Below are 26,639 nucleotides of genomic sequence, written 5' to 3' on the forward strand. Positions count from 1 at the left end.
CGGCTATCAGGCGGACGATGGCGACTCCCGCGACCACCCCCACCCCGATGATGGCGCAATATCTCGGACTGAAGGCCGAGGCGGAGGATTGCCTGCTGTTCTACCGGATGGGCGATTTCTTCGAGATGTTCTTCGAGGATGCGCGCATCGCCAGCCAGGTGCTGGACATCGCGCTCACCTCGCGCGGCGAGCATGACGGCGACAAGATCCCGATGTGCGGCGTGCCCGTCCATGCCGCGACCGCCTATCTGCAACGGCTCATCAAGGCCGGGCACCGCGTCGCCATCGCCGAACAGACCGAAACCCCGGCGCAGGCAAAGGCGCGCGGCGGCTACAAGGCGCTGGTCGCGCGCGGCATCGTCCGCGTCGTCACCGCCGGCACGCTGACCGAAGAGGCGCTGCTCGACGCGCGCGCCGACAATTGGTGCGTCGCGATCGGCGAGGCGGCGGGCGGCGTCGCGATCGCCGCCGCCGACGTGTCGACCGGGCGGTTCGAGGTGATCGACTGTTTGCCGGATGCGCTGGATGCCGAGCTGGCGCGGCTGGGCGCGGCGGAGGTCGTCGCCGCCGACGGCGGGGACCATGGCGCCGTCGCGACGACGCTGCGTCCCCGCGCGGCGTTCGACAGCGGGGCGGGCGAGGCCCGGCTGAAGGCGCTGTTCGGGGTCGCGACGCTCGACGGCTTCGGCCAGTTCAGCCGCGCGGGCCTTGCCGCGGCGGGCGGCCTCGTCGCCTATCTGGACCATACCGCCAAGGGCGCCCTGCCGTTCCTGCGCCCGCCGCGGCTGACGCAGGCGGCGGAGACGATGGCGATCGATGCGGCGACGCGCGAAAGCCTGGAGCTGACCTGCACCACCGCCGGCCAGCGCAAGGGCAGCCTGCTCGATTGCATCGACCGCACCGTCACGGGCGCCGGCGCGCGGCTGCTCGCCGCCGATCTCGGCGCGCCGCTGATGGATGCCCGTACGATCGACGCACGGCTCGACCTCGTCCAGCATTTCCACGACGCCGGCGCCCGCCGCGAACAGGTGCGCGGCGCGCTGCGGGCGCTGCCCGACATAGGCCGCGCGCTCGGCCGGCTGGCGGCGGGCCGCGGTTCGCCGCGCGACTTGGGCCAGCTGCGCGACGGGCTCGACGGCGCGTGGCACCTCGGCGAACGATTGTCGGCGATCGACGCGCCGCTCGCGCTGCTCGACCGCCTCGCGCCGAAGCTGCGCGGGCATGGCGCGCTGATCGACCTGTTGAAGCGCGCGCTGGTGCCCTCGCCGCCGATCGAGGCGGGCGACGGCGGCTATATCGCCGCGGGCTACGACGTAGCGCTCGACGACCTGCGCGACGCGGGCGCGGGCGGGCGGCGCGCGATCGCGACGCTGGAGGCGGAGTTCCGCACCGCGACCGGGATCACCGCGCTGAAGATCCGCCACAACAACGTGCTCGGCTATCATGTCGAGGTGCCCGCGCGCGTCGCCGACCCGCTGATGAAGCCCGACAGCGGCTTCACCCATCGCCAGACGCTGGCCGGCGTCGTCCGCTTCAACACGCCCGCGCTGCACGAGGTCGCCGCGCGCGTGTCGCAGGCGGGCGCGCATGCGCTCGCCGCCGAGGCCGCGCATCTCGAGGAACTGACCGCCGCCGCGCTCGCGCAGCGCGAGGCGATCGCCGCGACCGCCGACGCGCTCGCCCGGATCGACGTCGCCGCCGCGCTGGCCGAGCGCGCCGCCGAAGGGCAATGGGCGCGGCCGCAGATCGCCGGCCATGCCTGTTTCGACGTCGTCGGCGGCCGGCACCCGGTGGTCGAGGCCGCGGTCGCACGATCGGGCGACCGCTTCGTCGCCAACGATTGCACGCTGGTGCCCGATTCGCGGCTGTGGCTGGTCACCGGCCCCAACATGGGCGGCAAGTCGACCTTCCTGCGCCAGAACGCGCTGATCGCGGTGCTGGCGCAGGCGGGCAGCTACGTTCCCGCGACGCGCGCGACGCTGGGCCTCGTCGATCGCCTGTTCAGTCGCGTCGGCGCCTCCGACAACCTCGCCCGCGGCCGGTCGACGTTCATGGTCGAGATGGTGGAGACCGCGGCGATCCTGGCGCAGGCGACGCCGGACAGCTTCGTCATCCTCGACGAGGTCGGACGCGGCACCTCGACCTACGACGGGCTGGCGATCGCCTGGGCGGTGGTGGAGGCGATCCACGGGGACAATCGCTGCCGCTGCCTGTTCGCGACGCATTATCATGAACTCACCCGCCTCGCCGAACGCTGCGAGGCGCTGACGCTGCATCACGTCCGCGCGCGCGAATGGAAGGGCGAACTGGTGCTGCTGCACGAACTGAGCACCGGGCCGGCGGATCGCAGCTATGGCCTCGCGGTCGCGCGGCTGGCGGGCATGCCACCCGCCACGGTGGCGCGGGCGAAGGCGGTGCTGGCGAAACTGGAGGCGGGGCGCGCGAAGACGGGCGGCCTTGCCGCGGGGCTCGACGATCTGCCGCTGTTCGCCGCCGCGCAGGTGGCGGAGGAGGAGACGTGCGACGCGATCCGCGCAGAAGTGGAGGCGATCGACGTCGATGCGCTGACCCCGCGCGCGGCGCTGGAGACGCTGTACCGGCTGAAGCAGCTGGCGCGGGACGGCTGACCCGCCCGGCGGACGTGCAGCCAGGTCGCGCAATCCCGGTGTCCCGTTAACCCGCGCGCCGCTATACCCCCGCGTCATGCAGGGCCGCTTCGATCACCTTCCCAACCGCCGCGCGATCGTCGACCGACGCGCACTCGCCGACCGGATCGCCGCGATCGACGCGAGCGACACCGCGCTGCGCACGCAGGCGACCGCCATCCTGAAACAGGCGCTCGCCGACGGCCGCGTCGAGATCCAGCGCCGGCTCGCGACGCATCCCTCGCGCGGGCTGGAGGCGTCGAACGCGCAGGCCTATCTGATCGACCAGCTCCTGCGCGTGCTGTTCGATCTCGCCACGCAGCGGCTGCACCCGGTCGCCAATCCCACCGCCGGCGAGCGGCTGACGCTGATCGCGGTCGGCGGCTACGGCCGGGCGGAGATGGCGCCCTTCTCCGACGTCGACATCGGCTTCCTGACCCCCGGCAAGCAGACGCCATGGGCGGAACAGGTCATCGAATCGATGCTCTATGCGCTGTGGGACATGGCACTGAAGGTCGGCCATTCCAGCCGCTCGCTGGATGAGATGGTCCGCCAGTCCAAGGCCGACGTGACGATCCGCACCGCCCTGCTCGAGGCGCGCTACGTCACCGGCGACACCGCGCTGTACGAGGAAGCGGCGAAGCGCTTCAAGGGCGAGGTGCAGCACGGCACCGAACGCCAGTTCATCGCCGACAAGCTCGCCGAGCGTGACGCGCGCCACCGCAAGATGGGCGACACGCGCTATGTCGTCGAACCCAACGTCAAGGAGGGCAAGGGCGGCCTGCGCGACGTCCATGCGCTCTTCTGGATCGGCAAGTACATCTACGACGTACAGCGCGGCGCCGATCTGGTCGGCGTCGGGCTGCTGACCAAGGACGAATACCGGCTGTTCCACCGCGCCGACAATTTCCTGCAAGCCGTGCGCTGCCACCTGCACAGCGTCACCCGCCGCGCCGAGGACCGGCTGACCTTCGACGTCCAGCGCGAGATCGCGACGCGGATGCGCTTTTCCGACCGCCCCGGCAAACCGGCGGTGGAGCGCTTCATGCAATATTACTTCCTGCAGGCAAAGACCGTCGGCGACCTGACCGGCGTGTTCCTCGCGCATCTCGACGAACGGTTCGCGGCGCGCGGGCGGCGGTTCGGCCTGCCGACGATCCGGCGGCGGCCGGGCAAGCTGCACGGCTTCGTGCTCGATCGCGGCCGGCTGGCGCTGCCGCGCGACGAGTATTTCGTCGAGGATCCGGTGCGGCTGATCGAGATCTTCCAGCTCGCCGACCTGCACGGGGTCGAGATCCACCCGCTGGCGATGCGCGCGGCGAACCGCGACGCCAAGCTGATCGGCGCGCATCGCCGCGACGCGCGCGCCAACGCGCTGTTCCTCGACGTGCTGACCAGCCCGCGCGATCCCGAGCTGGTGCTGCGCTGGATGAACGAGGCCGGCGTGTTCGGCCGCTTCGTGCCCGATTTCGGCCGTGTCGTCGCGCAGATGCAGTTCGACATGTACCACCACTATACCGTCGACGAGCACACGATCCGCGCGATCGGGCTGCTCGCCCGGATCGAGAACGGCGGGTTGAAGGCGGACCATCCGCTCGCCTCTGCGGTGGTGCGGCACATCGTGTCGCGCCGGGTCCTGTATGTCGCGGTGCTGCTGCACGACATCGCCAAGGGGCGCGGCGGCGACCATTCGATCCTGGGCGCGGAGGTCGCCGAGCGGCTGTGCCCGCGCTTCGGCCTGACGCCGGCGGAGACGGAAACCGTCGTCTGGCTGGTGCGCTGGCACCTGCTGATGTCGGCGACCGCGTTCAAGCGCGACCTGTCCGATTTCAAGACCATCCTCGATTTCTGCGAGATCGTGCAGAGCCCCGAGCGGCTGCGGCTGCTGCTGGTACTGACCATCGTCGACATCCGCGCGGTCGGGCCGGGGACGTGGAACGGGTGGAAGCGCCAGTTGCTCGCCGACCTGTTCGAGGCGGCCGAGGAGGTGCTGCGCCTCGGCCACAAGCAGCGCGGCCGCGCCGAACGGATCGCGACGCGGCAGGCGGACCTGAAGGCGACGTTGGGCTGGGACGATGCGCGTTTCGACGCATTCGTACGCCGCTTCCCCGAAGCCTATTGGATCGCCGAACCCGACGACGTGCTCGCCCACAACGCGCGGTTCATCGCCGCGGCGGGCGCCGCGCAGCTGTCGATCGACGCGCAGGTCTATGCAGAGCGCGGCGCGACGCTGGTGACGATCTATGCCGCCGACCATCCCGGCCTGTTCTATCGCATCGCCGGCGCGATCCACGTCGCGGGCGGCAACATCATCGACGCGCGCATCCACACCACCCGCGACGGCATGGCGATCGACAATTTCCTGGTGCAGGACCCGTTCGGGCGGCCGTTCGACGATCTGGGCCAGCTGCGCCGGCTGAAGACCGCGATCGAGGATGCGCTCGCCAACCGCGGCAAGCTCGCCGACCGGCTGGGGGCGAAGCCCGCGGCGCGGACGCGCGCGGACGCGTTCGAGATCGTGCCCAACGTGCTGATCGACAATCGCGCCTCGAACCGCTTCACCGTGATCGAGGTCAATGCCCGCGATCGCCCGGCGCTGCTCAACCAGCTCGCGCAGGCGCTGTTCCAGTCGAAGGTGACGCTCCATTCGGCGCATGTCGCGACCTATGGCGAACGCGCGGTCGACACCTTCTACGTCACCGACCTCACCGGCGACCGGATCACCGCCGCGGTGCGGCTGAAGACGCTGGAAAAGCGCCTGCGCACCGCCGCCGCCGGCGAGGCGATGGACGAGGCGGCCTGACCGGACCGGACGTCAGCGGACGGGTGCGCAAAAGAAAGGGCCGGCGCGCATCGCTGCGGCCGGCCCAGTGGTCGTTGCCCGTGAAAAGGGTCAGAAGCGCGCGCGGATCGTCGCGCCATAGGTGCGCGGTTCGGCGAGGAACTGCGAGAACAGCTGGCGGCCGCCCGGATATTGCGGGTCCTGGTACGCGGCGGACACACCGCCCTCCTGGAAGGGCGAGTTGAACGCGACCTGGGCATAGTTCACGTTCGCGAGATTCTGGCCCCAGAATTCGAGGCTGAACTTCTCGTCCGGCGTGCGCAGCCCGATGCGGGCATTGACGATCGCATAGCCGTCCTGAACCTTCTGCGGGAACAGGTCCGAACCCGTGTTGTAGTCGCTCGTCATGCGCGTATCGGCGTAGAACAGCGCCGAATAGCCGCCGCCGATCTGCGGCGTCCACGAGGCCGAGGCGGTGGTGACGATGTCCGACGAGTTCGACAGGCGCTGGCCGGGCAGCTTGCGCAGCGACTGGTTGAGCGGCGCACCCGCGCCCGTGCCCACCAGATTGTCGCGATAGCCGGTATCGGTGAACGTCGCGCCGAGCGAGATGCGCACGTCGCGCGCCGGGACCAGCGAGGCTTCGAGTTCGACACCCTGCGCCCGCACGCCATAGCCGACGTCACCCGCCGGGCAGGCGCCCGTGGTGCCTGCCGCCGCGCTGTAGTTGGTCGCGCCGGTGAACTTGCTCTGATCGCGATCCCCGCCATTCAGGCTCGACGAGCAACCGTTGATGTTCTGGACGATGAAGACGCTGCCGTCGAAGGTGTTGAGCTGGAAGTTCTTGAAGTCCTGGCGGAACGCCGCGACGCTCAGCGAGAACGGACCGGTGCCGTACTTGGCGCCGATTTCGAACGAATTGACCGTTTCGGGCGCGAACTGGAGGTTGCCGACCAGCGCCTGCGCCCCGCCCACCGATGCGAAGCTCGTCGTGATCGCGGTGACGCCATTGGTCGTCACCGGCTGGAGCGGCAGCTTCAGTGCCGAACGGTCGAGGTTGAACCCGCCCGCCTTATAGCCGCGCGAATAGCTGCCGTAGAGCAGCAGGTCGTCGATCGGCTTCCACGATAGGATCGCGGTGCCGGTGAACTGGTCTTCCTTGCGCTGGCTGTTGATCCTGACGCCGTTCAGTTCCGAGGTCGAATTGCCCTGGCACGACAGGCCGATGATGCCGCCGGCGACCGGCGCGAGGCCGGCGTTGGCGAGGAACGGGGTCAGTGCCTGCTGGTTGGCGACGCAACCCGTGTTGTCGTTGGTGAACGCCGCGTCGAACTTCTTGCGTTCGTTGGTATAGCGGACGCCCAGCGTCAGATCGAGCGTGCTGGTGACGTGGAAGATGTTGTGCGTGAACAGCGCCCAGTTGCGGCTGTTCTGGTTGTAGACGTCGCGGGTCGAGCCCTTGTCGTTGATCGCGTCGAGCGTATCGATCGCGCGCACGATCGTCGCCCCGGCGGCGCCGAACGGCGAATTGACCGCCGGTGCCAGTGCATTGCTGAGTACCGCACGCCCGGTCGCGCTGAGGCAGCCCGCGCTGCCCGGCGAATAGAATTGCGCGAGCGCGCCGCCCGAGATCAGGCGACAGGTGGCGAAGCGACCGTATTGGCTGCCGAACCGCAGGTTGTCGAGCACGCGCAGGTTCTCGTTGGCGAAGAAGCCGCCGACCAGCCAGTCGAGCTTCTCGTCGAACAGCGAGCCGTTGAGGCGCAGTTCCTGCGTGAAGGTGCGGAAGCGGCGCGCCGAGTTGCCGTTCGCGGCGCGATAGAGGATGTCGACGCGGCTGTAGTCGGTGTCCGACCCCTGCGACGAATCATAGTCGCGATAGGCGGTGATCGAGGTCAGCTTGGTACCGCCGAGGTTCCAGTCGAGCTGCCCCGACACGCCCCAATCCTTGGTCGTGCCCGCGAAGCTGCGCCCGGGGCTGACCGAGATCTCGCGGCTGTAGCCCGGACGGTTGACGAGGCTGAGCGGCTGGCCGAGATCGCGGATCACGTTGACGATGTTGTTGCCGGTGCTGCCGGCGATCCCGCTCGAATTGGCCGAGCCCAGCCCGGCATTGACCGAGGCGAGCGGTTCGTTGAGGCTGCCGATCGTCGGATTGACGCTGCGATCGACATAGGTCGCCGCGCAGCATTTCTCGTCGCGCTTGGTATAGTCGCCGATCAGGCGGAAGCTGATGTCGCTGCTCGGCTCGAACAGCAGCTGGCCGCGGACGAAATAGCGGTTGCGATCGTTGACGTCCGTATTGTTGGTGTAATCGTGGTAGAAACCGTCGCGCTTGACGTAGACGCCGTCGACCCGCGCCGCGATCGTCTCGCCGAGCGGCAGGTTGAGGTTACCGGCGACGCGGTAGAAATTGTAATTGCCGTAGGTCGCCTCGGCACCGCCGCTGAAGCCCGCGAACGAGGGCGCCTTGCTGACGATGCTGATGAGGCCGGCCGACGAATTGCGACCGCCCAGCGTGCCCTGCGGGCCGCGAAGCACCTCGATCCGTTCGATCTCGCCCAGTTCGGTCAGGCCGATGCCCGAGCGCGAACGGTAGACGCCGTCGATGAACACCGCGACCGAGCTTTCGAGGCCGGGGTTGTCGCCCACCGTACCGATACCACGAATACGCGCCGAGCCGTTCGCCTCCGACCCGGTCGACGACACCAGCAGCGACGGCGCGAGCTGGTTGAGCTGGCGGATGTCGTTGGCGCCCGAATTCTGGAGCGTTTCGGCGGAGATCGCCGACACCGCGACCGGCACGTCGGCGAGCGCCTGCGCACGCCCCTGTGCGGTGACGACGATGTCCGCCGCGTTCTGGTCGTCCTGGGTCACCGAGGCGGCGGCGGTGGCCGTCGTCGTCTGCGTCGCCGGGCTGGCCGGCTCGGGAGAGGTGTTCTGCGCCACGGCGGGCGTGGCAATCGCAATCGTCGCTGCCGACAGCAGGTACGCGGTAAGGCGCATGGTCATCTCTCTCCTGAACCGATCCGGTTTTCGAATATCGGGTTTTCTTTTCAGGCTAGGGCTGCACAGGCGTGAACGTCTACATTTTTATGCCGTAAGGCCGTGTTTTCGAATGGAGTGTCGCCAATGCGCAACACCGGGCCCGTTTCCGGACCCGGTGTTCGAAAAAGCCTTACGCTCCGGAACGGAACGGGTCGGCGAAACTGCGTCAGGGGTGTTGCCGCGCCTGTTACTTGGGCGCGAGCACCATAAGCATCTGGCGGCCTTCCATGCGCGGATAGGCCTCCACCTTGGCAGTCTCCGCGACCTGTTCGGCGACGCGCTGGAGCACCGCCATGCCGAGCTGGCCATGGCTCAGCTCGCGTCCACGGAACCGCATCGTGACCTTGACCTTGTCGCCTTCCTCGATGAATTCGGCGACCTTCTTCATCTTGGTGTCGTAATCGTGGTCGTCGATGTTCGGACGCATCTTGATCTCCTTGATCTCCTGCGTCTTCTGCGACTTGCGGGCGAGGTTCGCCTTTTTCTGCGCCTCGTACTTGAACTTGCCGACGTCGAGGAACTTGGCGACGGGCGGATCCGCGTTCGGGGACACCTCGACCAGATCCAGGCCCAGTTCCTGCGCCTGCGCCATCGCCTCGCGCGTGTACATCACGCCGAGATTCTCGCCCTCATGGTCGATCACGCGGACCTTGGGGCTCACGATCCACTCGTTGAAACGAGGGCCATTCATTGGCGGCGCCTGGTTCGGACGGCGCATCATGGGAGGACGTATGGGTGTTGCTCCTGTAGTGGTTTGAATCGCATATAGGCCATCGGAGAAGACTTTTGAAGACGCCGTTCAATGAGGCGGATTCGCCGCATCCAGAATGCCGCGGGCGACGAACAATCTAGGGTAGGCATCGGGGAATACGCTGAGAATGCCGACGTCCACGAGCCGATCTATGGTCTTGCGTACGGCCTGATACGATACCCCCAGGACATCGGCCGCCTCGTTCACGGTGACGGTCGGCTGACGGAAGAGATGATCGACAAGGGTGATCGCGCTGGCGGAGCGCATCGCGTCGCCCGCACGGCGCCGGTAATCGTCCTGCAATGCGATCAGCCGATCGATGGTGGCGATTGTTTCCCGACAGCTTTCCGCCACGCGCGCAAGAAAAAATATGATCCAGGGCGTCCATTCCCCACGCGTGGACACGCCAAACATCAGATCGATATATTCGTCCTTGCGATGCTCCATAGCGGGGCTGATGTACAATACCGGCATATCGAGCAGCCCGCTTTCCACAGCCATGAGCGCCACCAGCATGCGGCCGACCCGGCCATTCCCGTCGGCGAACGGGTGGATCGCCTCGAACTGATAATGGACTAAAGCCAGGTCCAGCAGCGGGAAGGGGCGCAGGTCGCGGTTGAGATAGCGTTCCAGCGCATCCATGCATGCCCGCGCCTCGACCGGTGGCGGCGGAACGTAGCGGGCCGTGTCGATCGTCCGCCCGCCGATCCAGTTCTGGTCTGGCTTGTACTCGCCAGGACGCTTCTGTGCGCCACGGCCGTGGCCCAGACCGCTCAGCAATGTGCGATGTGCATCGGTCAGGATGCGATGACAGATTGGCAATCGGCCGAGCGCGACGACGGCATCGTCCAACGCGCGCACATAATTGCGCACCTCGCGGGTCGCATCGTCGTCATCCCTTTCAATGCCGCGCTCCGCCAGGATCAGCGCGTCCTGCGTGCTGAACGTCCCTTCCATGGCGGACGACGTAAGCGCCTCGCGCCGTTGCAGCGGACGGATCAGGATACTGGGTTCCGCAAGGCGACGACACGCCCCCTTCAATTCGCCGAGCGCCTGCGTCGCCTCCAGCATGGCGGGGGCGACGGCGGCGATATCGACGACGGGTTCCAGATCGTCTGGGACATAAGCCAGCGCGTCATGAATTGTTGGCACCAGCCGGCCCGGTGCCTCATCGGCGAAAGCGCGTCTGTCCATGATCGTTCGGTTTAAACCTCCAGCGCACTTTAAACCAAAACCGGCTTTCGGTTTAAAGTGCGCGTACGCTTTAAACTTGGCGTACGTCCGGCGCCAGCGCCTCCTCGCGGAGCATGGCGACGATCTCGTCCACCGTCACGACCTGCTGCGCCTGGCTGCCGAGACGGCGGACGGCGACTTTGCCCTCCTCCGCCTCGCGCTTGCCGACGACGAGCAGCACCGGCACCTTCGCGACCGAATGTTCGCGGACCTTGTAGTTGATCTTCTCGTTCCTGAGGTCGGTTTCGACGCGGATGCCCGCCTTGCGCAGCGTCGCCGCGACCTCTTCCGCATAACCGTCGGCGTCGGACACGATCGTCGCCACCACCGCCTGCACCGGCGACAGCCACAGCGGGAAGCGGCCGGCATGATGTTCGATCAGGATGCCGATGAAGCGTTCGAACGTGCCGAGGATCGCGCGATGAAGCATGATCGGGCGATGCCGGTTGCCGTCCTCGCCGACGTAGCTCGCGTCGAGCCGTTCGGGCAGCACGGTGTCGGTCTGGATCGTCCCGACCTGCCACGTCCGCCCGATCGCATCGGTCAGGTGGAATTCGAGCTTGGGCGCATAGAAGGCGCCCTCGCCCGGCAGTTCCTCCCAGCCATATTCGGGCGTGTCGCGACCGGTCGCCTTCACCGCATCGCGCAGCGACTGTTCCGCCCAGTCCCACATCGCCTCGCTGCCGAAACGCTTCTCGGGCCGCAACGCCAGCTTGATCGCATAGCTGTCGAAGCCGAGATGCTGGTAGACGCTGTCGAGCAGTTCGCAGAACTTGCGCACCTCGTCGACCAGTTGGTCCTCGCGCACGAAGATATGCGCGTCGTCCTGCGTGAACTGACGTACGCGCATGATGCCGTGCAGCGCGCCGTGCGGCTCGTTGCGGTGGCAGCAACCGAATTCGGCCATGCGGATCGGCAGGTCGCGATAGCTCTTGATTCCCTGCTTGAAGATCAGGACGTGCGCCGGGCAGTTCATCGGCTTCAGCGCCATCAGGTCGCCCTCGCCGGACAGCACCGCGCCCTCGTCCTCGACGTTGGGCACCTCGTCCGGCACGACGAACATGTTCTCGCGATACTTGCCCCAATGGCCCGACTGTTCCCATTGTCGGGCGTCCATCAGCTGCGGCGTCTTCACCTCGGCATAGTCCGCCGCGTCGAGCCGGCGCCGCATGTACGCCTCCAGCTGCCGCCACAGGACGAAGCCCTTGGGATGCCAGAACACGGACCCTTGCGCCTCCGACTGGAGGTGGAACAGGTCCATCTCCTGCCCGATCTTGCGATGGTCGCGCTTGGCGGCCTCCTCCAGCTGGAACAGATGCTGGTCGAGCTGCTTCTTGTTGAGCCAGCCGGTGCCGTAGATGCGGCTGAGCATCGCGTTCTTCTGGTCGCCGCGCCAATAGGCGCCCGACACGCGCGTCAGCTTGAACGCATTGGGATCGAGCTTGCCGGTCGAAACCATGTGCGGCCCGCGGCACATGTCGAGCCACTGCCCCTGGCGATAGATCGTCAGTTCCTCGCCATCGGGCAGTTCGGCCGCCCATTCCGCCTTGAACGTCTCGCCCTGGCGCGTCCACGTCTCGATCAGCTGCTCGCGGCTCCACACTTCGCGCGTGAAGGGTTCGTTGCGCGCGATGATGTTCCGCATCTCCGCCTCGATCGTGGGCAGGTCGTCCTCGGTGAACTGGCGATCTTTCGGCGCGAAGTCGTAGTAGAAGCCGTCCTCGGTCGCGGGGCCGAAGGTGATCTGCGTCCCCGGGAACAGGTGCTGCACCGCCTCCGCCATGACGTGCGCAAGGTCGTGGCGGACGAGTTCGAGCGCGTCCGCCTCGTCCCTCGCGGTCACCAGCGCAAGCTGCGTATCGCCCTCGAACGGGCGGTTGAGATCGCGCACCTGCCCGTCGATCCGCGCGGCGAGCGCCGCCTTGGCGAGGCCCGGCCCGATCGCCGCCGCGACGTCCGCCGGGGTGGTTCCGGGCGCAACCTCGCGGACGGACCCGTCGGGCAGCGTGATACGGAACATGACGGACATGGGACACTTTCAGGTTGGATTGAGACGGTCCGAATACGGTGTCGAGACACAGATAGGCAAGCACGACGTCAATTCCTCCCCGGCACGGGGAGGTGGCGTCGTGCAGCGGTGACGGAGGGGCCGCCGGGCAGCGATTTCCCCGTTGCAGCCCCTCCACCGGCCACGCCGGTCCTCCTCGCCGTGCCGGGAAGAGGTTCAGGCGATGCCGAAGGGGACGACGGTATTCGTCTGCGTATGGCCGATGTCGGCCCGGCCCAGATAGGGCACGCCGAGGTCCCCGCACCAGCGCCGGATCATGAACTCCAGCCCGTCCGCCCATTCGGGCTCGTTCGGCGTCACCGCGGTGACCGCGCCCAGCCGGACGCCGGCGATGCCCTTCAGCTGCGTCGCATGGCCCATGTGGAACAGCAGCCGGTCGATATTGTACATCGGTTCGGACACCTCCTCGATCAGCAGGACGTGATCGGTCAGGTCGGGCAGGTAGGGTGTGCCGATCAGCGCGCCGAGGATCGACAGGTTGAACGCCGCCGCGGGGCGGCCGTCGAGCCCCGGCTCCAGCCCCTGCCGGTCGCCGCGCGCCAGCCAGCCGAGCGAGCGGGCGATGGTGGCGTCGCCGCGGTTGCGACGGACGTCGCTCGCCATCGGTCCGTGACAGGGCCGGCCGATCCGCCGCGCATAGAGCGCGCCGAGCAGGAACCCCATGTCGGAATAGCCGAGATAGCTCTTGTGCCGTGCGGCCGGCCCCAGCTGCGGCATCACCAGCGGCAGGATGCGGTTCGATCCATAGCCGCCGCGCAGGAACCAGATCGCGTCGAACCCCGGATCGTTGGCGAATTCCAGGAACGCGGCGGCGCGGCGGGCATCGTCGCCGGCGAAATGGCCCGCGACCTCCCAGCATTGCGGGTGCACGACCAGATCGACCTCGGGATAGGCCAGCGCGGCGAAGGCGATGAACGGCGCCTCGGCATCCTTGTTGCCGATGCTGGCCGGCGCCACCACTCCTATGCGCATCGCGTCGTCGCCCCAATCGGTCGGCGGCACCTTGCCCCTGCCCGCGCGCGTCGATAGCGCGGCGCGATGGCGAACGGCAACATCCACAGCTCCGTCGGGGGCAGGCGCTTCTTTCTCGTGGGCATCGGCGGATCGGGGATGATGCCGCTGGCCACCATCCTGCGCGGACGCGGCGGGATCGTCGCCGGCTCCGACCGCGGGCTCGACCAGGGCCGCGTCGCGGCGAAGTTCGACGCGCTGCGCGCGCGCGGCATCGCCCTGTTCCCGCAGGACGGCAGCGGCATCGATTCGGCGGAGCAGGTGGTCGTCGCCTCCGCCGCGGTCGAGGACGACACGCCGGACATCGTCGCCGCACAGCGGCTCGGCTGTTTCCGCGTCAGCCGTGCGGGGCTGCTCAGCACGCTGTTCAACCAGAGCGCGCTGCCGATCGGCGTCGCCGGCACCAGCGGCAAGTCGACCGTCACCGGTATGATCGGCTGGATCCTGCACGCGACCGGCCGCGATCCGACGGTGATGAACGGCGCGGTGATGAAGAATTTCGCCCACCCCGACGCACCCTTCGCCAGCGCGCTGGTCGGCGCCGGCGAGGCGTTCGTCAGCGAAGTGGACGAGAGCGACGGGTCGATCGCGCACTATCGCCCGCGCATCGCGGTGCTGAACAACGTCAGCCTCGACCACAAGGCTCTGGACGAACTGCGCGGGCTGTTCGCGGGGTTCATCGCGCGCGCGGAGACGGCGATCGTCAACCTCGACAACGACGAGGCGGCGGCGCTGGCGCAGGCGCTGCCGCGCGCGCGGCTCGCCACGTTCGGGCTGGGCCGTGACGCCGACTTCGCCGCGCAGGCGATCCGCGAGGCGCCCTTTTCGGTCGCGTTCGATCTGGTCGCGGGCGGCAATGCCGCCATCCCCGTCACGCTCCGGGTACCGGGGCGGCACAACGTCGCCAATGCGCTCGCCGCGATCGCCGCGGCCGTCGCGGCGGGCGTTCCGCTGGCCGAGGCGGCGCGCGCGATCGCGGGCTTCACCGGGCTGCGGCGTCGCTTCGACCATGTCGGCGATGCCGGCGGCGTCGCGGTCATCGACGATTTCGGCCACAACCCCGACAAGATCGCCGCGACGCTGGATACGCTGCACGCTTTTCCCGGGCGGCTGCTGGTGCTGTTCCAGCCGCACGGCTTCGGTCCGCTGAAGGTGATGCGGCGCGAGCTGGTCGACACGTTCGCCACCCGGCTGGCGGCCGACGACGTGCTGGTGCTGCCCGACCCGGTCTATCACGGCGGCACCGTCGCGCGCGAGGTCGGCAGCGCCGACATCGTCGCCGACGTGACCGCCGCCGGCCGCAGCGCGCTGCACGTTCCCGATCGCGGCGCGGCGGCGGCGCGGCTGGTGGCGATGGCGCGGCCTGGCGACCGTATCGTCGTCATGGGCGCGCGCGACGACAGCCTGAGCCTGCTCGCCGCCGACATGCTGGCGCAGCTCGCCGCGCGCGGGTAGTTTCCGGGCAGGAGGCCCCGCCATGAAACCCTTCACCACGCACCCCGCCTCGGTCGGCGAGAGCTATGGCCAGCATTTCGGTGTCGCGACCCGCTTCGGGTTGCGGATGATCGGCGGCGGCGTCGCAGCGATGCTGCACGGCGTCTTCCCCTTCCTCTTCACCACCACCGGCAGCCGCACGATCGAGGCGCTCCACGCCGAGATCGTCGCCAAGCGCGCACACGAGGCGGAACGGCGATCGGTCGAATTCGTCATCTGATGGAAAGCTGACTTGACGTAAAGCACGCTTTCCATGTAAAGCCTCCTTCACAACGATTGAAGGAGGTTCCGATGCGTTTCTCTCCCGCACAACGCCGCTACAACCGGCGCGTGCTCGTGCTCAGCGTCGTGTACGCCGCGCTGCTGTTCCTCGCCGTCTATCTGCTCAGCCGGCATCTGGTCGCCGGGCCGGCGGCCTATGTCGTCGGCATCCTGCCGGCGCTTGCGGTATCCGGCTTCTTCCTCCTGATGGGCCGCTACCTGGTCGAAGAGACGGACGAATATCTGCGGATGTTGCAGATCCGCCAGCTGCTCGTCGCCACCGGCATCGCGCTGACTGCCGCCACGATCTGGGGCTTTCTCGAAGGGTTCGACCTCGTGCGGCATGTCGTGGGCTATGTCTGGCCGATCGTCTATTTTGCGGGACTGGGGTTCGGCGCGTTCGTCAATTACGTGATCGAGCGGAGGGCGGCATGAACAACCGCCTGCGTGACTTGCGGGGCGAGCGCGGCTGGTCGCAGCAGCATCTCGCCGAGCGGCTCGACGTCAGCCGGCAGAGCGTCAACGCGATCGAGACGGGCCGCTACGATCCGTCGCTGCCCCTGGCGTTCAGGATCGCCGAACTGTTCGATCTCGCGATCGAAGACGTCTTCAACAGTCCATCGAAGGAGAAGTGACATGATCCGTTTCGCTCCCCGTTTCTGGGGCCTGCGCCTCGCCGCCTCGGCGCTCACGCTCGGCATCGTGCTGTCCCCGACGCCCGGCCATGCCGCGACAGCGGCAGCGGCGATGCGGATGCCGCACGTGTCGGTCGTCGCGACCGGCAGGGGATCGCCCGTGATCCTGATCCCGGGCCTGTCGTCGCCCCGCGCGGTATGGGATGGGGTCGTGCCCGGCCTCGCGAAGCACCACCGCGTCTATGTGGTGCAGGTCAACGGCTTCGGCGGCGATGCGCCCGGCGACAATCTGGGGCCCGACATCCTGGGCGGCATCGTCGCCGACCTGCATGCGCTGATCGGCCGGGAACGGATCGCGGGCGCCGCGGTGATCGGCCATTCGATGGGCGGGCTGGTCGCGCTGATGCTGGCAAAGGCGCATCCGGGCGATGCCGGCAGGCTGATGATCGTCGATTCGCTGCCGTTCCTCGGCACGATCCTGTCGCCCGCCGCCACGGTGGCGATGGTCGAGCCGCAGGCGAAGGCGATGCGCGACATGCAGGTCGCGAGCTACGGCAAGCCCGCCAGCGAGGCGATGGCGACCGCCACCGCGAACCGGCTGGCGCTGAAACCCGATGCCCGCGCGAAGGTGGCGACGTGGTTCAAAGCCGCCGACGCCCGCGTGTCCGGGGCGGCGATGTACGAGGACATGACGACCGACCTGCGCCCGGCGATGAAGGACATCGCGACGCCGATCACGCTCGTCTACCCCTGGTCGGCCGGCGGACCGACCAGGGCGCAGGCGGACGCGCTCTACAGGGCGGCCTATGCCGACGCGCCGCGCGTGACGTTCGTCGACATCGGCGACGCGGCGCATTTCGTCATGCTCGACCAGCCGGCCGCATTTGCCGACGCGGTGAACACGTTCGTGGGTGGATGAAGCAGAAGGCTCGTTCACGCGGAGACGCGGAGCGAAGACGGTGAGACGGATGTGTCCCCCGCCGGAGGCCGGGCAATTTCCGCAGGCAGGTTGATGCCGTGCTCCGCACCGAGCGTGACACTTCCGCGTCTCCGCGTCTTCACGTGAACTGCTTTTTCTCCACGACTTCGCACCGGTGCCTCCACACCCGCCCCGATGCGACCATTCGATACACTGGACATAGCCCGAAAATTTCGTTGACCCTGCCCGGCGCCTCGGCTCCATTGCGACGCAGGGGGACTTGCATGGACGACGATCGGGCGGCGGACGCGAAGGCGTTCCGGTTTACGGGGACGTGGCAGGAATTCGCCCCGATCGCCTTCACGAACCTGTTGCTGACGATCGTCACGCTCGGCGTCTATACCTTCTGGGCGCGGGCGCGGACGCGGCGGTATCTGTGGAGCCGGACACGCTTCATCGACGACCGGCTGGAATGGACCGGCACCGGGCTCGAACTGTTCGTCGGCTATCTGATCGCCTTCGTCCTCTTCATCCTGCCGTTCGGGGTCATCAACCTGGTGCTGCAGGGCGTGATGATGCGCGGGCATCAGGGCGCGGCGGGGCTGATGGTGTTCGTGCTCTACCTCGCCATCCTCTACCTGCTCGGCGTCGCGCGCTTCCGCGCGCTGCGCTACCGCCTCAGCCGGACGTTCTGGCACGGCATCCGCGGCGGCAGCGACGCGCAAGGGGTGCGCTACGGCTGGAGCTATTTCTGGAAGACGGCGGCGTCGTTCCTGACCGTCTACCTGATGACGCCATGGGCGATGGCGCGGCTGTGGAACGAACGGTGGAACGCGATGAGCTTCGGCTCGATCCCCTTCCGCAGCGACGCCCGCTGGCAGCCGGTGTTCGGCCGGTTCCTGCTGTTCTATGCGCTGCCGTTCGTGCTCACGATCGCCCTCGGTCTGCTGTTCGTCACCATGATGGGCGCGCAGATGGGCGGCGCGTTCAGGCCCGGCGCGCAGCCGACCGCGGCCATGCTGATCCTCTTCGCGGCGGTCGGCATCGCCTTCTACGCCTTTTTCTTCGGGGCGCTCGGGCTGGTGGCGATGATCTATTATGCCGCCTTCTTTCGCGAGGCGGTGGGCGCGACATCGCTCGGGCGGCTGGAATTCGGCTTCGGCGCGACGACGAAGGACTGGATCCTGCTCTACCTCGGCAACCTGGGGCTGGTGATCGTCACGCTGGGGATCGGCACGATCTTCGTCCCCTATCGCAACTGGGCGTTCTTCGTCCGGCACATGGCGGCGTATGGCGAAGTCGATCTCGACGGGCTGCGCCAGTCGGCCACGCGCGAGCCGGGTCAGGGCGAAGGGCTGCTGGACGCGTTCGATGTCGGCGCCTTCTGACTTGGCGCCGGTCTGGCACTACGACGGCATATCCGCGGTACGACGACAGGCGATGCTCGTCGCAGACGGCGACGGCTTCACGCTGCGCCACGGCGACCTGACCGGCGAACGCCACGCCTTCGCCGACCTGACGCCGGGCGACCGCGACGCGCAGGCCGCGACCTTCGGCCTTGCCGGCCGGCCGGGCTGGCGGATCGGCTTCACCGACGCGATCCCGCCGGACCTCGCCGCCCGCCTGCCGCGGCCGCAGCGCTACGGCCGCTGGGTCGATCGGCTCGGCCTGTGGCGCGCGGCGGCGGGGTTCGCGGTGGTGGCGACGGTGGTCGTCGTGGTCGTGCTGCGCACCCCCGCGATCGTCGCGCGGATGGTGCCCGCCTCGGTCGAGCAGCGGCTCGGCGAGGTGATGGTCGGCGATTTCGGCCGCAAGGGGTGTCAGGACGCGGCGGGCCGCGCCGCGCTCGCCACCTTGAAGCAGCGGATCGATCCCGACGATCCGACGCTGGAGATCCAGGTCGTCAAGCTGCCGATGGTCAATGCGGTGACCTTGCCCGGCGGCCGGATCGTGGTGTTCGACGGGCTGCTCAAGGCAGCGGACTCGCCCGACGCGGTGGCCGGCGTGATCGCGCACGAGATCGGCCATGTCCGCAACCGCGACGTCATGGAGTCGCTGTTGCGCCAAGTCGGGCTGTCGGTCCTGCTCGGCGGGCTGGAGGGGCATGTCGGCGGCTATACCAACGCGCTGCTCGCCACCGCCTATTCGCGCGAGGCGGAGGCGCGGGCGGACGGCCATGCGATCCGCCTGCTGTCGGACCAGCGGCTGTCGCCGATCCCGACCGCGCGCTTCTTCACCCGCCTCGGCCGGGGGGCGGACGGCGCGGAGCGGATGTTCGCGTATCTGGCGAGCCATCCGGTGTCGGCGGACCGCGCGGCGCGCTTCCGCCGCAGCCGGGTGGCGGGCGAACGCTATACGCCCGCGCTCGACGCGCCGGCCTGGGCGGCGCTGCGCGGCATCTGTCGCGGCGAGACCGACACGATCGAATGGCGGTTCTGATCGACGCATCGTTGCGCGGGCGCTCCCCATCGCGGGCGGGACGCGGTAGGGGCTGCGCATGAGCCAGCCCCGCCCCCGCCTCGCCTATCACCACAGCCCCGGCAAGGGGCCGACGATCGTCTTCCTGCCCGGCTATGCATCGGACATGACGGGCGCCAAGGCGACCGCGCTCGAAGGCTGGGCGCGCGACGCCGGGCGCGCGTTCCTGCGCTTCGACTATGGCGGCTGCGGGCAGAGCGAGGGCGCGTTCGAGGATCAGACGCTGGCGGGCTGGCGCGACGACGTGCTGGCGATGCTGGACCAGGTCGCGCCCGGTCCGGCGGTGCTGGTCGGATCGTCGATGGGCGGGTGGTTGATGCTGCTCGCCGCCAAGGCGCGGCCGGCGCAGGTCGTGGGACTGGTCGGCATCGCGCCGGCACCCGACTTCACCGACTGGGGCTTTTCGATCGAGGACAAGATGACGATCCTGCGCGACGGGCGGCTGGAGCGCGCCAATCCCTACGGGCCGGCGCCGACCGTCTACACCCGCGCCTTCTTCCAGTCGGGCGAGGCCAACCGGCTGATGTTCGGCACGATTCCCTTCGACGGCCCGGTCCGGCTGGTGCAGGGACAGGCGGATCCCGACGTGCCGTGGCACCGGACCGTGCGGCTGGGGGAGATGATCCGTTCAGCCGACGTGCAGACGCTGTTGGTCAAGGACGGCGATCATCGCCTGTCCCGCGATACCGATATCGCGGCGATCGTCCGGGCGACCGGGGACGTGCTGAGCCGCCTATGATCCTGATCCTCGCCGCGTTGCAGGCCGCATCCCCCGCCCCCGCCGTCACCACCGTCAAGGCCGCCGACCCGCGCGAGGCGCGCTACGACCGCTGCGTCGTGCTGGCGGCGAGCGATCCGGCGGCGGCACGGGCCGAGGCGCTGCGCTGGGGCGTCGACGGGGGCACATGGTTCGCGCGGCAATGCGCCGGCCTCGCCTATACGCAGCAGGGCGATTTCGCCGCCGCCGCGGCCGAGTTCGAGGCGGCGGCAAAGGCCGCGGCGGCGGCGCGCGACCGACGCGCCGCGAATTACTGGGCGCAGGCGGGCAACGCGCGGCTGGCGGCAGGGGACGTTCCCGCGGCGCGCTCCGCACTCGACACCGCGCTCGTCGCGGGGACGCTGGAGGGGCTGGCGCTGGGCGAGGCGCAGCTCGACCATGCGCGCGTCCTCGTCGCAGCCGGCGATCCCGCCGGGGCGCGGCGCGACATCGACCTTGCGCTGACCAATGCCGCCGACGATCCGCTCGCCTGGCTGCTGTCGGCGACGCTCGCGCGGCGCCAGGGCGACATCACGCGTGCGAAGACCGACATCGGCGAGGCGCTGAAGCGTTCGGCGGACGATGCCTCGGTCCAGCTCGAGGCGGGCAACATCGCCGCATCGGCGGGGGACGAGGCGGGCGCGCGCACCGCCTGGGCGGCCGCGGCGCGGCTGGCACCGGACGCGCCGGCCGGCCGCAGCGCCACCGCGGCTCTGGCGCAATTCGCCCCCGCCGCCGCCGGTCGATAAGGTTGCCGCCGCCGCCGCGGGCGGACACCCTCTGGCCCGTCGTGCGTTGACCGCATAGTTTCCCTCCACCGAGCCGCAGGACCCGCGCATGCAGTACCTCCACACCATGATCCGCGTCACCGATCCCGACGCGACGATCGCCTTCTTCGACCTGCTCGGGCTGAAGGAGGTGCGCCGGCTCGAAAACGAGAAGGGCCGCTTCACGCTGATCTTCCTCGCCGCGGACGAGGACATGAACGCGCCCGGCGAACGCGCCAAGGCGGAGGTCGAACTGACCTACAATTGGGACCCCGAGAGCTATTCCGGCGGCCGCAACTTCGGCCACCTCGCCTATCGGGTCGAGGATATCTACGCGACGTGCCAGCGGCTGATGGACGGCGGCGTGACGATCAACCGCCCGCCGCGCGACGGCAACATGGCGTTCGTCAGGACGCCCGACGGCATTTCGATCGAGCTGCTCCAGGCGGGCGAGGCGCTGGCGCCGGCGGAACCCTGGGCATCGATGCCCAACACCGGAAGCTGGTGATGTGATGCCGCTGGAGATCGTCCGCGTTCCCGTGCTGAGCGACAATTACGCCTGGCTGATCCACGATCCGGCGAGCGGCGGCACCGTCGCGATCGATCCCGGCGAGGCGGAGCCGGTACAGGCCGCGGCAGCGGCGCGGGGCTGGACGATCGACCAGGTCTGGACGACGCACTGGCACCCCGACCACACCGGCGGCAATGCGGCGTTGCAGGCCGGCGGCGCGCGGATCACCGGTCCCGCGGCGGAGGCCGCGAAGATCGCCGGCCTCGACGTGCTGGTCGGCGAGGGCGATACCGTGCGGATCGGCGCGGAGGCGGCGACGGTCATGCACGTGCCCGGCCATACCGCGGGCCACATCGCCTTCCACTTCGCGGGGGCACAGGCGGTCTTCACCGGCGACACGCTGTTCGCGATGGGCTGCGGCCGTTTGTTCGAAGGCAGCGCGGCGGACATGTTCGCCAACATGCAGCGCTATGCCGCGCTGCCCGACGCGACGCAGGTCTATTGCGGTCACGAATATACCCAGAGCAACGGGCGCTACGCGCGCGTCGTCGAGCCGGACAATGCGGCGATCGCGGCGCGGATGGAGGCGGTCGACCGGATGCGCGCCGCGGGCGAGGCGACGGTGCCGACGACGATCGGGCTGGAACGCGCGACGAACCCGTTCCTGCGCGCCGCCGATGCCGGCGAACTGGCGCGGTTGCGGACGGGCAAGGATGAATTTCGCGGCTGAACCGTTTCGGCCGCTGCGGACGACAGGAGCCAGGAAGATGCGATCGATGACGTGGGTTGCCGCCGTTACCGCCCTGGCGCTTGCGCCGGGCCTCGCCGGCTGTGCGCAGACGCCGCAACAGCAACTGGCGACGCAGGAGGCGAACGCCGCCGCGGCGACCGCGCTGGCGAAAGACCTCGCCGGGCTGACGCCGGACCGGTCGAGCAGCTGCATGCCCCGCTATCCGACGACGCAGGTCAAGGCCTATGGTCCGACGATTGTCTACACCGTCAGCCGCGGCCTCAAGTTCCGCTCCGATACCGCGGGCGGCTGCGAGCGCATCGGCCGCGGCGACATCCTCGTCACCCGGTCCAACCAGGGCCAGCTGTGTCAGGGCGACATCGCGACGACGGTCGATACGGGATCGCGCATGTTCAGCGGCAGCTGCTCGTTCGGCCCCTTCGTCCGCTACAGCAAGGCCGGCAAGTGATCCGCGCCCTCACGCTGGTCGCGCTCGCGCTGCCGCTGCTCGCCGCCAGGTCCGACCCGCTCGCAGGCCGGGTCGCCGGTGCGCCCGTCAACTGCATTCCCCTGTCGCAGACCAACGGGCCGTCGATCATCGATGCCCACACGATCCTGTACACGGAAGGCGCCGGACGGCGGGTGTGGAAGACCGGGCCGGTCGGCGCCTGCCCGTCGCTGGAACCGCTGAGCACGATGATCGTCGATGTGTATGGCGGCCAGCTGTGCCGGAACGACCGCTTCCGCATCCTGACCCCGGGGACGAGCATCCCGTCGGCCTATTGCCGCTTCACCGAGTTCACGCCCTATACGCGGGCGACGCGATAGGACGAACGGGCGGTCACCCCTCGGGTTGCTCAGGACCGATGCCAGGGCCGATCGGGATCCCTCCGTTACTCCAGACCCTTCGGGAGTGCGCGGAGCGATGAGGGAATAGCACAGCGGCGCCCAGCCCCGCCCCTGCCAGCACGGTGGACTTGGGAACCGGGCCGGGGTGGCAAAGCAATAGGCGATGTTTCCCCGGTACCCCGCTCTCGCTACAGCACGAACCGGCTGAGATCGGTGTTGCGCGCGATGCCGGCGAGTTGCCGGTCGACATAGGCGCGATCGACCGTCACCGCCTCGGTCCGGTCCTCGGCATCGAAGCTGACTTCCTCGAGCAGCTTCTCCATCACCGTCTGCAACCGGCGCGCGCCGATGTTCTCGACCTGCCCGTTCACTTCCGCGGCGATGCGGGCGATGGCGGCGATGCCGTCCTCGGTAAAGCGCACCTCCGCACCCTCCGTCGCCAGCAGCGCCTTGTATTGCACGGGCAGCGAGGCCTTGGTGTCCGACAGGATCGCGATGAAATCCGCCTCGGTCAGCCCTTTCAGCTCGACCCGGATCGGCAGGCGCCCCTGCAGTTCGGGCAGCAGGTCGGATGGTTTGGCGACATGGAACGCGCCGCTGGCGATGAAGAGGATGTGATCGGTCTTCATCGGCCCGTATTTGGTCGAGACGGTCGTGCCCTCGATCAGCGGCAGCAGGTCGCGCTGCACGCCCTCGCGGCTGACCGAGCCGCCGCGCACGTCGCTGACCGCGATCTTGTCGATTTCGTCGAGGAAGACGATGCCGTTCGCCTCGGCATCCGCCAGTGCGATGCGGCTGACCTCGTCCTGGTCGAGCCGCTTGTCGGCCTCTTCCTCGACCAGCTTGTCCCAGGCGGCGCGGACCGTCAGCTTGCGGCGCTTGAGCTGCTGGCCCCCGCCGAACGACTTCATCATCTCGCCGAGGTTTATCATCTGCGGCCCGGCACCGGGCACCTCGAACGGCATCGCGGGCGCCTGTTCCAGCTCGATCTCGATCTCCGTCGCGTCGAGGTGACCATCGGCGAAGCGCTGCTTGAAGCTCTCACGCGTCGCCTGGCTGCTGTCCTTGCCGACCAGCGCGTCGAGCAGGCGCTTCATCGCCGCTTCCTCCGCCTTGTCCTTCACGGCGACGCGGCGGCGCTCCTTTTCCAGCCGGATCGCCTCCTCGACCAGGTCGCGCGCGATCTGTTCGACGTCGCGGCCGACATAGCCGACCTCGGTGAACTTGGTCGCCTCCACCTTCACGAACGGTGCGTCGGCAAGCTTGGCGAGGCGCCGGCTGATCTCGGTCTTGCCGCAGCCGGTGGGCCCGATCATCAGGATGTTCTTGGGCGTCACCTCGTCGCGCAGGTCGGCGGACAGCTGCTGGCGGCGCCAGCGGTTGCGCATCGCGACCGCGACCGCGCGCTTGGCATCGGCCTGGCCGATGATGTGGGCGTCGAGCGCGGCGACGATCGCCTTGGGGGTCAGGTTCTGGTTCATGGTCTGCTCGCCCTCCCCTTCGCGGGGAGACTGGAAGGTCACAAAAGTCGCACCGCAGCGGGTGCGCGTCAGGTCGCGCTGTCGATGACCTCGATCGTCGTGCGATCGTTGGTGTAGACGCACACGTCCGCGGCGATCGCCATCGCCTTGCGGCACACGGTCTCGGCATCCGCCTCGTAATCGACCAGCGCGCGGGCGGCGGCGAGCGCGTAATTGCCGCCCGAACCGATCGCGGCGATGCCGTTCTCGGGTTCGAGCACGTCGCCGTTGCCGGTCAGGATCAGCGTCACGTCGCGGTCGGCGACGATCATCATCGCTTCGAGGTTGCGGAGATATTTGTCGGTGCGCCAGTCCTTGGCGAGCTCGACCGCGGCGCGCATCAGCTTGCCCTGATGACGCTCCAGCTTCGCCTCCAGCCGCTCGAACAGGGTGAAGGCATCGGCGGTGGCGCCGGCGAAGCCGCCGACGACATGACCGTCCGCACCCAGACGGCGGACCTTCCTGGCATTGGGCTTCATCACGGTCTGGCCCATGGATACCTGGCCGTCGCCGATGACGACGGCCTTGCCGTTGCGACGGACGGACAGGATGGTGGTGCCATGCCAGACGGGCATTGCGTGGGGATCGTTCATGGACGCGATGTAGGGTCGGTCGGGGGTGGGCGCAAAGGGGGCGCGCGCGAAGGCAGGAAGAGAAAATAGATAGTTCACGCGGAGGCGCGGAGGCGCGGAGGGGTCGTGCATGGCGCGAAGTGCTTTGCTCCGTCATGGACGGGGGCGGTGATGTTCGCGGCTGGCGCGGCGGCCCTCCCTTCTTCTCCGCGCCTCCGCGCCTCCGCGTGAAGCAGCCTTCGTAACGCCTTTGCGCGACACACGCCTCACCGCTCGACGCCCCGCGACTTCCCCCACGCGCGCGCGGCGGTGTACCCCAGGTAGCCGGTGCCGAAGAGCGCGTAGAGCGGTTCGGGGATCGCGGCGAAATAGGCGCCCATCGCCTGCGCCATCGCCCGCGCGACATCGGGGCGGACCGCGGCGACGAGGCTCATCGGGATGGCCCAGAGCAGCAGCGTGTACATGACATAGAGGAACGCCGGCCGGGCACGGCCGGCGAAGGCGTCGCGGACGGGCGGTCGGCGGGGCGGGCGGCGGCGGGCCGGGATCACGCGATCCGCTCCGCCAGCCAGCCGTACACGAACGCCTCGTTGGCCGGGCGCCGCTCGGCGAGCGCCAGATAGCGTTCGCCCTGCAACGCATCGACCGCCTTGACGAGCACGCCCTCGCCGGGCGCGCCGCGGCGGGCGAGGAAAGCGTCGAGCGCGGCGAGCGTGCGCGGGCCGATCGTCTGGTCGACGGCAAGGTCGGGATAGTCGCTCGCGCCGCGGTTGAGCGCGTTGAGCGCGCGCTGGAGGAAACCCGCCGCGACGCCCGTGCCCATGTTGACGCCGGTGTCGAACAGTTCGGCGGCGAGGCGCGGCGCGCGCGTGGCGATCCGGTCGAACCCGGGGGCGCGCCAGTATGCCGCGCGATAGATGGCGGCGGCCGCGGCGCGGGGGAGGTCGCGGATCGAACCTTGGTAGCCGTTGGCGCGCGCCACCGCGACCGTGATCCCCCAGCGCGTCGCGCCGCCGCGGTCGGCGGGATGATCGACATAATCGCCCTCGCGAACGATGAGCGCGTCGATCAGCGTGTCGATGGTCATGGCATGGTCTCCCCGGACTGGGCGCGGGGTGGATCACGCCATGCCCGCGTAGGACAGCGGTTTTTCCGGGCGGGCGGAATGTGCTGGTTTTGCTGGAGATGCGGGGTGGTTTGGCGGGGTGTCGTCCTACAGCGTGCGAGGTCGGCCAAGCGCCGGGTCCGGCAGGGGTTCACGCGAAGCCGCTCGGACGCGAAGACGAAATCGGGGGTCACGCGGAGGCGCGGAGGACGCGGAGGCAACGCGTTCGGTGCGGTGGCTGCGGGCCATCGAGGGTTCCGGGTCCGGATGCCTCGTCTTTCAGTCGCCCGGGCCGGCTCGAGGCATCGCCGAACGTCGCCACGCGTGCCCGGCGGAGGTCGGGCCGCGTGTTACGAGGTCCGTACGCTATCCATAAGCTGGACCCCGGCCTTCGCCGGGGGACAGGAAGGATCATGACTACCCGACAGGTGCCTCGTTGCGTTCCGGCTCTGCGGTGGATTCGGCGATCGCAGTGCGCAAGGCACCAGTGCGATCGACGCCGG

General features: G+C 68.9%; 24 protein-coding genes. 15 read left to right on the plus strand and 9 right to left on the minus strand.

Features of this window, described 5'->3' with window-relative positions; all coding sequences use genetic code 11:
- Positions 1–47: 47 nt before the first annotated feature.
- Positions 48–2,627 (plus strand): DNA mismatch repair protein MutS, encoded by a 2,580-nt coding sequence (mutS, locus tag LPN01_RS06980; RefSeq protein WP_262827768.1) that lies wholly within the window; start codon positions 48–50, stop codon positions 2,625–2,627.
- A 76-nt stretch (positions 2,628–2,703) separates the two neighbouring features.
- Positions 2,704–5,448, plus strand: a complete 2,745-nt coding sequence (locus tag LPN01_RS06985) for a [protein-PII] uridylyltransferase (RefSeq protein WP_262827648.1) — start codon at positions 2,704–2,706, stop codon at positions 5,446–5,448.
- Between the two features lie 90 nt (positions 5,449–5,538).
- On the opposite strand, the gene LPN01_RS06990 is transcribed toward LPN01_RS06985, so the two are convergent.
- From LPN01_RS06990 to LPN01_RS07010, 5 genes are all read right to left on the minus strand, one after another.
- Positions 5,539–8,433 (minus strand): TonB-dependent receptor, encoded by a 2,895-nt coding sequence (locus tag LPN01_RS06990; RefSeq protein WP_262827649.1) that lies wholly within the window; start codon positions 8,431–8,433, stop codon positions 5,539–5,541.
- Positions 8,434–8,662: 229 nt separating this feature from the next.
- Positions 8,663–9,196, minus strand: a complete 534-nt coding sequence (gene infC / locus LPN01_RS06995; protein WP_163959129.1) for a translation initiation factor IF-3 — start codon at positions 9,194–9,196, stop codon at positions 8,663–8,665.
- A gap of 78 nt (positions 9,197–9,274) precedes the next feature.
- Positions 9,275–10,420: a Fic family protein gene (locus LPN01_RS07000; RefSeq protein ID WP_262827650.1), complete on the minus strand. Its 1,146-nt coding sequence runs from the start codon at positions 10,418–10,420 to the stop codon at positions 9,275–9,277.
- 70 nt (positions 10,421–10,490) lie between these two features.
- Entirely contained in the window at positions 10,491–12,488 is a 1,998-nt protein-coding gene (gene thrS, locus LPN01_RS07005; RefSeq protein WP_262827651.1) for a threonine--tRNA ligase, read from the minus strand.
- Between the two features lie 195 nt (positions 12,489–12,683).
- Positions 12,684–13,499 (minus strand): LD-carboxypeptidase, encoded by an 816-nt coding sequence (locus LPN01_RS07010; RefSeq protein ID WP_262827769.1) that lies wholly within the window; start codon positions 13,497–13,499, stop codon positions 12,684–12,686.
- Positions 13,500–13,565: 66 nt separating this feature from the next.
- Here LPN01_RS07010 and LPN01_RS07015 point away from each other — a divergent pair, with 66 nt between their 5' ends.
- The 13 genes from LPN01_RS07015 (at position 13,566) to LPN01_RS07075 (ending at position 22,918) form a co-directional block, all read left to right on the plus strand.
- Positions 13,566–14,993, plus strand: a complete 1,428-nt coding sequence (locus LPN01_RS07015) for a glutamate ligase domain-containing protein (protein WP_262827652.1) — start codon at positions 13,566–13,568, stop codon at positions 14,991–14,993.
- A gap of 22 nt (positions 14,994–15,015) precedes the next feature.
- A complete protein-coding gene (locus LPN01_RS07020; protein WP_262827653.1) occupies positions 15,016–15,252 on the plus strand; it encodes a DUF6356 family protein in 237 nt (78 codons plus the stop codon).
- A gap of 71 nt (positions 15,253–15,323) precedes the next feature.
- Positions 15,324–15,728 (plus strand): hypothetical protein, encoded by a 405-nt coding sequence (locus tag LPN01_RS07025; protein ID WP_262827654.1) that lies wholly within the window; start codon positions 15,324–15,326, stop codon positions 15,726–15,728.
- Positions 15,725–15,928: a helix-turn-helix transcriptional regulator gene (locus LPN01_RS07030; protein ID WP_262827655.1), complete on the plus strand. Its 204-nt coding sequence runs from the start codon at positions 15,725–15,727 to the stop codon at positions 15,926–15,928. Before LPN01_RS07025 ends, LPN01_RS07030 begins: the two co-directional genes overlap by 4 nt.
- Position 15,929: 1 nt before the next feature.
- Positions 15,930–16,847 (plus strand): alpha/beta fold hydrolase, encoded by a 918-nt coding sequence (locus tag LPN01_RS07035; RefSeq protein ID WP_262827656.1) that lies wholly within the window; start codon positions 15,930–15,932, stop codon positions 16,845–16,847.
- A gap of 284 nt (positions 16,848–17,131) precedes the next feature.
- Positions 17,132–18,235: a YjgN family protein gene (locus tag LPN01_RS07040; RefSeq protein ID WP_262827657.1), complete on the plus strand. Its 1,104-nt coding sequence runs from the start codon at positions 17,132–17,134 to the stop codon at positions 18,233–18,235.
- The gene (locus tag LPN01_RS07045) at positions 18,219–19,286 is read left to right on the plus strand and encodes a M48 family metallopeptidase (protein WP_262827658.1); all 1,068 of its coding nucleotides are present in this window, start codon (positions 18,219–18,221) and stop codon (positions 19,284–19,286) included. Before LPN01_RS07040 ends, LPN01_RS07045 begins: the two co-directional genes overlap by 17 nt.
- A 58-nt stretch (positions 19,287–19,344) precedes the next feature.
- The gene (locus LPN01_RS07050) at positions 19,345–20,064 is read left to right on the plus strand and encodes an alpha/beta fold hydrolase (RefSeq protein ID WP_262827659.1); all 720 of its coding nucleotides are present in this window, start codon (positions 19,345–19,347) and stop codon (positions 20,062–20,064) included.
- Positions 20,061–20,831, plus strand: a complete 771-nt coding sequence (locus LPN01_RS07055) for a tetratricopeptide repeat protein (protein ID WP_262827660.1) — start codon at positions 20,061–20,063, stop codon at positions 20,829–20,831. Before LPN01_RS07050 ends, LPN01_RS07055 begins: the two co-directional genes overlap by 4 nt.
- Before the next feature lie 88 nt (positions 20,832–20,919).
- Positions 20,920–21,357 (plus strand): VOC family protein, encoded by a 438-nt coding sequence (locus LPN01_RS07060; RefSeq protein WP_262827661.1) that lies wholly within the window; start codon positions 20,920–20,922, stop codon positions 21,355–21,357.
- Between the two features lie 4 nt (positions 21,358–21,361).
- Positions 21,362–22,090 carry a hydroxyacylglutathione hydrolase gene (gene gloB, locus LPN01_RS07065; protein WP_262827663.1) on the plus strand — a complete coding sequence of 243 codons (729 nt, stop codon included), beginning with the start codon at positions 21,362–21,364 and terminating at the stop codon, positions 22,088–22,090.
- A 46-nt stretch (positions 22,091–22,136) separates the two neighbouring features.
- Complete coding sequence (locus LPN01_RS07070; protein ID WP_262827664.1) at positions 22,137–22,559, plus strand: hypothetical protein; 423 nt, start codon at positions 22,137–22,139, stop codon at positions 22,557–22,559.
- Positions 22,556–22,918 carry a hypothetical protein gene (locus tag LPN01_RS07075; protein WP_262827665.1) on the plus strand — a complete coding sequence of 121 codons (363 nt, stop codon included), beginning with the start codon at positions 22,556–22,558 and terminating at the stop codon, positions 22,916–22,918. Before LPN01_RS07070 ends, LPN01_RS07075 begins: the two co-directional genes overlap by 4 nt.
- A gap of 209 nt (positions 22,919–23,127) precedes the next feature.
- Here LPN01_RS07075 and hslU read toward each other — a convergent pair whose 3' ends face one another.
- From hslU to LPN01_RS07095, 4 genes are all read right to left on the minus strand, one after another.
- Positions 23,128–24,420 (minus strand): ATP-dependent protease ATPase subunit HslU, encoded by a 1,293-nt coding sequence (gene hslU / locus LPN01_RS07080; protein ID WP_262827666.1) that lies wholly within the window; start codon positions 24,418–24,420, stop codon positions 23,128–23,130.
- Between the two features lie 68 nt (positions 24,421–24,488).
- A complete protein-coding gene (hslV, locus tag LPN01_RS07085) occupies positions 24,489–25,034 on the minus strand; it encodes an ATP-dependent protease subunit HslV (RefSeq protein WP_262827770.1) in 546 nt (181 codons plus the stop codon).
- 263 nt (positions 25,035–25,297) lie between these two features.
- Entirely contained in the window at positions 25,298–25,582 is a 285-nt protein-coding gene (locus LPN01_RS07090; RefSeq protein ID WP_262827667.1) for a holin family protein, read from the minus strand.
- Positions 25,579–26,118, minus strand: coding sequence for a glycoside hydrolase family 108 protein (locus tag LPN01_RS07095; protein WP_262827668.1), 540 nt, complete (start codon positions 26,116–26,118; stop codon positions 25,579–25,581). Before LPN01_RS07095 ends, LPN01_RS07090 begins: the two co-directional genes overlap by 4 nt.
- Positions 26,119–26,639 lie beyond the last annotated feature (521 nt).

The sequence above is a fragment of the Sphingomonas sp. A2-49 genome, from assembly GCF_025548555.1.
Lineage (GTDB): Bacteria > Pseudomonadota > Alphaproteobacteria > Sphingomonadales > Sphingomonadaceae > Sphingomonas.